General features: G+C 71.8%; 4 protein-coding genes. 2 read left to right on the top strand and 2 right to left on the bottom strand.

The genetic code is table 11. The features are described from left to right. Positions 1 to 448 precede the first annotated feature (448 nt). Together SYYSPA8_RS19525 and ptsP are read left to right on the top strand one after the other, a co-directional pair. On the top strand, positions 449 to 898 hold the full coding sequence (locus tag SYYSPA8_RS19525; protein WP_323448498.1) for a PTS sugar transporter subunit IIA: 450 nt from the start codon (positions 449 to 451) through the stop codon (positions 896 to 898). A gap of 76 nt (positions 899 to 974) precedes the next feature. Further along, positions 975 to 2,645: a phosphoenolpyruvate--protein phosphotransferase gene (ptsP, locus tag SYYSPA8_RS19520; RefSeq protein WP_323448497.1), complete on the top strand. Its 1,671-nt coding sequence runs from the start codon at positions 975 to 977 to the stop codon at positions 2,643 to 2,645. A gap of 72 nt (positions 2,646 to 2,717) precedes the next feature. Here the strand turns inward: ptsP and SYYSPA8_RS19515 are convergent, their stop codons facing one another. Both SYYSPA8_RS19515 and SYYSPA8_RS19510 read right to left on the bottom strand, forming a co-directional pair. Beyond that, positions 2,718 to 3,800: a hypothetical protein gene (locus tag SYYSPA8_RS19515; RefSeq protein ID WP_323448496.1), complete on the bottom strand. Its 1,083-nt coding sequence runs from the start codon at positions 3,798 to 3,800 to the stop codon at positions 2,718 to 2,720. Positions 3,801 to 3,952: 152 nt separating this feature from the next. After that, positions 3,953 to 5,935, bottom strand: coding sequence for an acetoacetate--CoA ligase (locus tag SYYSPA8_RS19510; RefSeq protein ID WP_323448495.1), 1,983 nt, complete (start codon positions 5,933 to 5,935; stop codon positions 3,953 to 3,955). Positions 5,936 to 6,000: the final 65 nt, after the last annotated feature.

Genomic DNA, 6,000 nt, shown 5'->3' with positions numbered 1-6,000 from the left:
AAGCAGATGCTCCCGGACGGGGTATCAACATATCTGGCGTTGACTTTTGGCACGCTGTTGAGTTCTCAAGGAACGGACGCTTCCTTCGGTCCTGTTTCACCAGGCCCTCCGGGCGCTTCCCTTCGGTGTGTTCAAACCTTATCAGGCTTTTTCCGGCTTCCTGACCACCCTCCCTGCCGCATGGCAGAGCAGTAGTCCGGAGATGGTCCGAGCCTCATGGGTTTCCCGCCAGTCCCTCGACTTGATGTCGTTGTGGGGTCCGGCGGAGGTATGACAGTACCCCGGGGCCGAGAGGCGAGGCAAATCGCCTCCCGAGGGGGTCTAGATCATCCCAACCCCGAGCTTTCGGGCAGAAGTGGGACTTCATATGACTTACGCTGCTGAACAGTGCGCCGTCCGGGACAGGTAGTGACGGTGCGTACTGAATCTCCGCCCCCAGGGAGGCTCCATGACCACAGTGACGTCACCTCTTGCCGGACGTGCCATCGGACTTTCGGCGGTGCCGGATCCGGTGTTCTCGGGTGCGATGGTCGGTCCCGGTACCGCCATCGATCCCGTCCGCGAGCCGTCGGAGGCACTGTCCCCCGTGGACGGAGTCGTCGTCTCCCTCCACCCGCACGCCTATGTGGTGGTCGACCCGGAGGGGCACGGGGTCCTCACCCACCTCGGTATCGACACCGTGCAGCTCAACGGCGAGGGCTTCGAGCTGCTGGTGAACAAGGGCGACACCGTGACCCGCGGCCAGCCCGTGGTGCGCTGGGACCCTTCGGCGGTCGAGGCCGCCGGCAAGTCCGCCATCTGCCCCGTCGTCGCCCTTGAGGCGAGCGCCGACGCCCTCGGTGATCTGCGCGAGGACGGCGATGTGAAGGCGGGTGACCCGCTCTTCTCCTGGCAGTGACGCCGGTAGGAGGGTGACGGGTCAGTTGGACATCCAGTGCGGCGGGCTGACCGCCGCTCGATCGGAGACGGGTGAGATGGGTACAACGCTGCGAGGCGTCGGTGTGAGCCACGGGGTGGCGATCGGCGAGGTCCGGCACATGGGGACCGCGGTCCTCGAACCGCCGGCCAAGCAGAATCCGACGCAGGACGCGGAGCGTGAGCAGGGGCGCGCGCACCAGGCGGTGGAGGCGGTGGCCGCCGATCTGATCGCCCGGGGCAATCTGGCCGGCGGCGAGGCGCAGGCCGTGCTCGAAGCGCAGGCGCTGATGGCTCAGGACCCCGAGCTGATGGCGGATGTGGAACGGCGTATCACCGTCGGCAGCAGCGCGGAGCGGGCGGTGTACGACGCGTTCGCCTCCTATCGGGCGCTGCTCGCGGGGGCCGGTGAGTATCTGGCGGGCCGGGTGGCCGACCTGGACGACGTCCGGAACCGGATCGTGGCCCGGCTGCTCGGGGTGCCCATGCCGGGTGTCCCGGACAGCGATGAGCCGTATGTGCTGATCGCCCGTGATCTGGCGCCGGCGGACACGGCGCTCCTCGACCCGGCACTGGTGCTCGGTTTCGTGACCGAGGAGGGCGGGCCGACCAGCCACAGCGCGATTCTGGCGCGGGCGCTCGGCGTCCCGGCCGTGGTGGCGCTGCCGGGCGCCGGTGAGCTGGCCGAGGGCACGCTGATCGCGGTGGACGGCAGCACCGGCGACATCTTCGTCGAGCCCAGTGCTCAGAAGCGGCGCGAGCTGGAGCTGGCGGCGGCCGAGCGCAGGGCGGCGCTGGCCTCGTCCAGTGGCCCCGGGGCCACCTCGGACGGGCACAAGGTGCCGCTGCTGGCCAATGTCGGCGGTCCGGCCGATGTGCCGGCGGCGGTGGCGGCCGGTGCGGAGGGCGTCGGGCTGTTCCGTACCGAGTTCCTGTTCCTGGACGACAGCGAGCGTGCGCCGTCGGAGGAGAAGCAGGTCGAGGCGTACCGGAAGGTGCTGGAGGCGTTCCCGGAGGGCCGGGTGGTCGTGCGGGTGCTGGACGCGGGCGCGGACAAGCCGCTCTCCTTCCTGACGCCGGCCGACGAGCCGAATCCGGCGCTGGGCGTGCGGGGGCTGCGGACCCTGCTGGATCACCCGGAGGTGCTGCGGACCCAGCTGACGGCGCTGGCCAAGGCCGCGTCCGGGCTTCCGGTGTATTTGGAGGTCATGGCTCCGATGGTGGCGGACCGTACCGACGCCAGGGCGTTCGCGGACGCGTGCCGCGAGGCGGGGCTGCGGGCGAAGTTCGGCGCGATGGTGGAGATCCCGTCGGCCGCGCTGCGGGCGCGCTCGATCCTCCAGGAGGTCGAGTTCCTCTCGCTGGGCACCAATGACCTGGCGCAGTACACCTTCGCGGCGGACCGCCAGGTGGGCGCCGTGTCCCGGCTCCAGGACCCCTGGCAGCCCGCGCTGCTGGACCTGGTCGCGCTGTCGGCCGAGGCCGCGAAGGCCGAGGGCAAGAGCTGTGGTGTCTGTGGGGAGGCTGCCTCCGATCCGTTGCTCGCGTGTGTGCTCACGGGTCTGGGGGTGACGTCGCTGTCGATGGGTGCCGCGTCGATCCCCTATGTGCGGGCGACGCTGGCCAAGTACACGCTGGCCCAGTGCGAGCGGGCGGCTGCCGCCGCGCGTGCCACCGACACCGCCGAGGAGGCCCGGCTGGCCGCGGGGGCGGTGCTCTCCGGGGAGTAGGCCCACCCGGAACATTCCGGGACGGCGTGGAGGGAAGGGTTGCGCAGAGCGGAGCCCTTCCCTCCGTCGCGTTCAGTGGTGGGCTTCGGGATAGTCGTCGGGGACGGGGAAGCCGGCGCGGTAGTCGACGCCCGGCTCGGGGGAGATCGGCTCTCCGGTGGTGGCGTCGGTGCAGTAGGCGTTGAAGACCTCCGCCTCGCTGAGCGGGTGGAGTCCCCGTGGGTGGATCCGCCAGCCGTGCAGCCGGTCGGGACTGCCGGGCGTCCGGGTGCGGAGCACCAGGCCGCCGGGCCTGCCCAGGGCGATGGCGGCGGCCAGGACGGTGACGAACTCGGCGGCGCCGGGTGCGTCGAGCACGGCCCGCTCGGGCGGGCCGCCGTCGTCGGGGCCGTCGGTGGGATCGTCGGTGTGGAACGCGGCGATCAGTTGCTCGGCCGGGGCGGCGACGCTGCACACCAGGTGGTGGGTGCCGGGCCCGGCCGCTTCGAGCAGGGCGAGCAGCAGCCGGGAGGCCCGGTCGAAGGAGGCTTCGCCGATGTCCTCGCCGCAGTCGGCGCACTGTCCGATGTCGGCGAGGAGCAGGGAGGCGTACTCCCAGGTGGCGTGGCGGACGGCGGTGTCGATGAGGACGGGGAGCAGGCTGTCGAGCGGCTCTCCCCCGTAGAGCACGGCGGCTCCCTGGGCGGGGATCTGGGCCGTGTACCGGGCGCGGCTGAGGGGCGAGTCGGGGTCGAGTGCGTGCTCGGTGCAGTAGGCGGCGAAGTCCTCGGGGTCGAAGAGGGCGAGGACGGTATGGGGCTGCCGGGAGGTGAGGACGCGCAGCAGGGCCTCGGTCTCGCGGAGGTATTCGGGGTGGTCGTCGAAGGGGAAGCTGGGATAGCGGCGCATGGCCCGGAAGTCGGCGGTGTCGGCGAGGACGCCCACCGTGCCGGGGGCCTCGCGGCGCAGGGCGCTGCGGATGGTGGCGCGGTCCCGGGGGCGGCCGTCGGCGGACCGCCGGCCGGGGCGGCGCCGGGTGGAGCCGCCTCCGCGGCCGGAGCGGGCGGGCCGGGGCGTGGCCGCCGTGCCGCCCTGCTCGCGGGCCGGTCCGTGCTCCGGCCGCCTGCCGGGCTGCTGCGGCTCCTGGCCGGGGCCGGATGTGCTGTCGTGGGCCATGGCGATTCCCCCTGTCGCGGTCGGTCGACTGCTGATGACCAACGGTAGGGGCCGCCACTGACAATGCCCGGTGATGGGCGGATCCGCGCTGGTGGGGCGGGGTTCGGGCCGTCATGGGTCCGGTGCGGGGCCGGGGTGGGCCAGGGGCGGACTCAGTGCTTCCGGGTGCGGGCCAGTTCCTCGTAGAAGGAGAGCAGTCCGGCGTTGTCGACCGAGCCGGGGTTGACCGCCTTGGTCAGCGGTGTGCCCTGGAGCAGTCGTTTGACGGGGACTTCCAGGCGCTTGCCGGTGAGGGTGTGGGGGACGGCGGGGATCTCGATGATGTCGTCGGGGACGTGCCGGGGGGAGAGCTGTTCGCGGATGGTCCGCTTGACGCTGTCGCGCAGGGCGTCGTCGAGGACGGCGCCGTCGGCGAGGTGGACGAAGAGCGGCATCCAGTAGCCGCCGTCGGGTTCCTCCAGGCCGATGACGAGGGATTCGCGGATCTCGGGGAGGCGTTCGACGGCTTCGTAGATGTCGGCCGAGCCCATCCGTACGCCCTGGCGGTTGAGGGTGGAGTCGGAGCGGCCGTGGATGATCACGGAGCCGCGTTCGGTGAGGGTGATCCAGTCTCCGTGGCGCCAGACGCCGGGGAACATGTCGAAGTAGCTGTCGTGGTAGCGGCTGCCGTCGGGGTCGTTCCAGAAGTGGATGGGCATCGAGGGCATGGGCCGGGTGACGACGAGTTCGCCGACCTCGCCGACGACGGGCCGGCCGTGCGGGTCCCAGGACTGGAGGTCGGTGCCGAGGCAGGCGGCCTGGAGTTCCCCGATGTGCACGGGGAGGGTGGGCACGGCTCCGGCGAAGCAGCTGCACACGTCGGTGCCGCCGCTGACGGAGGCGATCCACAGGTCGGATCCGGCGGCGGCGAATTCGTCGTGGAGCCAGCGGAATCCGTCGGGCGGCAGTGGTGATCCGGTGGTGGCGACGCAGCCGACGCGGGAGAGGCCGTAGTCGCGGGCGGGGTGGACGCCGGCCTTGCGGCAGGCCATGACGTAGGCGGCGGAGGTGCCGAAGAAGGTGGCCCCGGTGCGTTCGGCGACGCTCCACTGGGCGCCGGTGGTGGGATGGCCGGGGCTGCCGTCGTAGAGCACGACGGTGGTGCCGGTGAGCAGGCCGGAGACGAGGAAGTTCCACATCATCCAGCCGGTGGAGGTGTACCAGAAGAAGCGGTCGTCGGATCCGAGGTCGCAGTGGAGGGCGAGCTGCTTGAGGTGTTCCAGGAGGATGCCGCCCTGGGACTGGACGATGGCCTTGGGCAGTCCGGTGGTACCGGAGGAGTAGAGCACCCACAGGGGGTGGTCGAAGGGGACCTGTTCGAAGCGGGGTTCGGTGGGGTCGGCGGTGACGGTGTCCCAGTCGAGGGCTCCGTCGGGGGCGGGGGTGCCGAGGAGCGGGATGTGGACGACCGCGCGGAGGGTGGGCAGTTCGCTGCGGAGTTCGGCGACGGTGTCGGTGCGGTCGTGGACCTTGCCGCCGTAGCGGTAGCCGTCGACGGTGAAGAGGACGACGGGTTCGACCTGCTGGAAGCGGTCGAGGACGCTGCGGGCGCCGAAGTCGGGGGCGCAGGAGGTCCAGACGGCGCCGACGGCGGCGGTGGCGAGGAGTGCGGTGACGGCCTGCGGGATGTTGGGGAGGTATCCGCTGACGCGGTCGCCGGGGCGTACGCCGAGGGCGCGCAGTCGTGCTGCGAGCGCTCCGACCTGTCCGCGCAGTTCGGCCCAGGTGACGGGGGTGGGTTCGTGGGTCTCGTCCACATGGAGGAGGGCGGGGGCGCCGGGGCGGGCCGCGGCGGCGCGCAGGGCGTGTTCGGCGTAGTTGAGGGTAGCCCCGGGGAACCAGCGCGCGCCGGGCATGGCGGGGTCGGCGAGGACCGTTTCGTACGGCGTGGAGAAGCGGATGTCGAACCATTCGGCGACGGCACCCCAGAAGGTGTCGAGCTCGGTGACGGACCAGCGGTGGAGGGCGGGGTAGCCGCCCTCGGCGGGGGCTCCGTGGTGCTCGGCCGCCCAGGTCTGGAAGCGGGTGATCTGGGCGGCGGCGGTCCGGTCGGCGTCCGGCTGCCACAGGGGGGTGGCGTTCGCTGCGGAGGTCATGGCACGGCTCCCGGGGTTCTGGGCTGGTCGTGGCTCGGTTCTGTCGGCGGTGGGGCGGGCCGGTA

This window comes from Streptomyces yaizuensis, assembly GCF_034961445.1.
GTDB lineage: Bacteria > Actinomycetota > Actinomycetes > Streptomycetales > Streptomycetaceae > Streptomyces > Streptomyces yaizuensis.
Note: the sequence above shows the minus strand (reverse complement) of the source record. Positions and strands in the feature narration are given on the sequence as shown.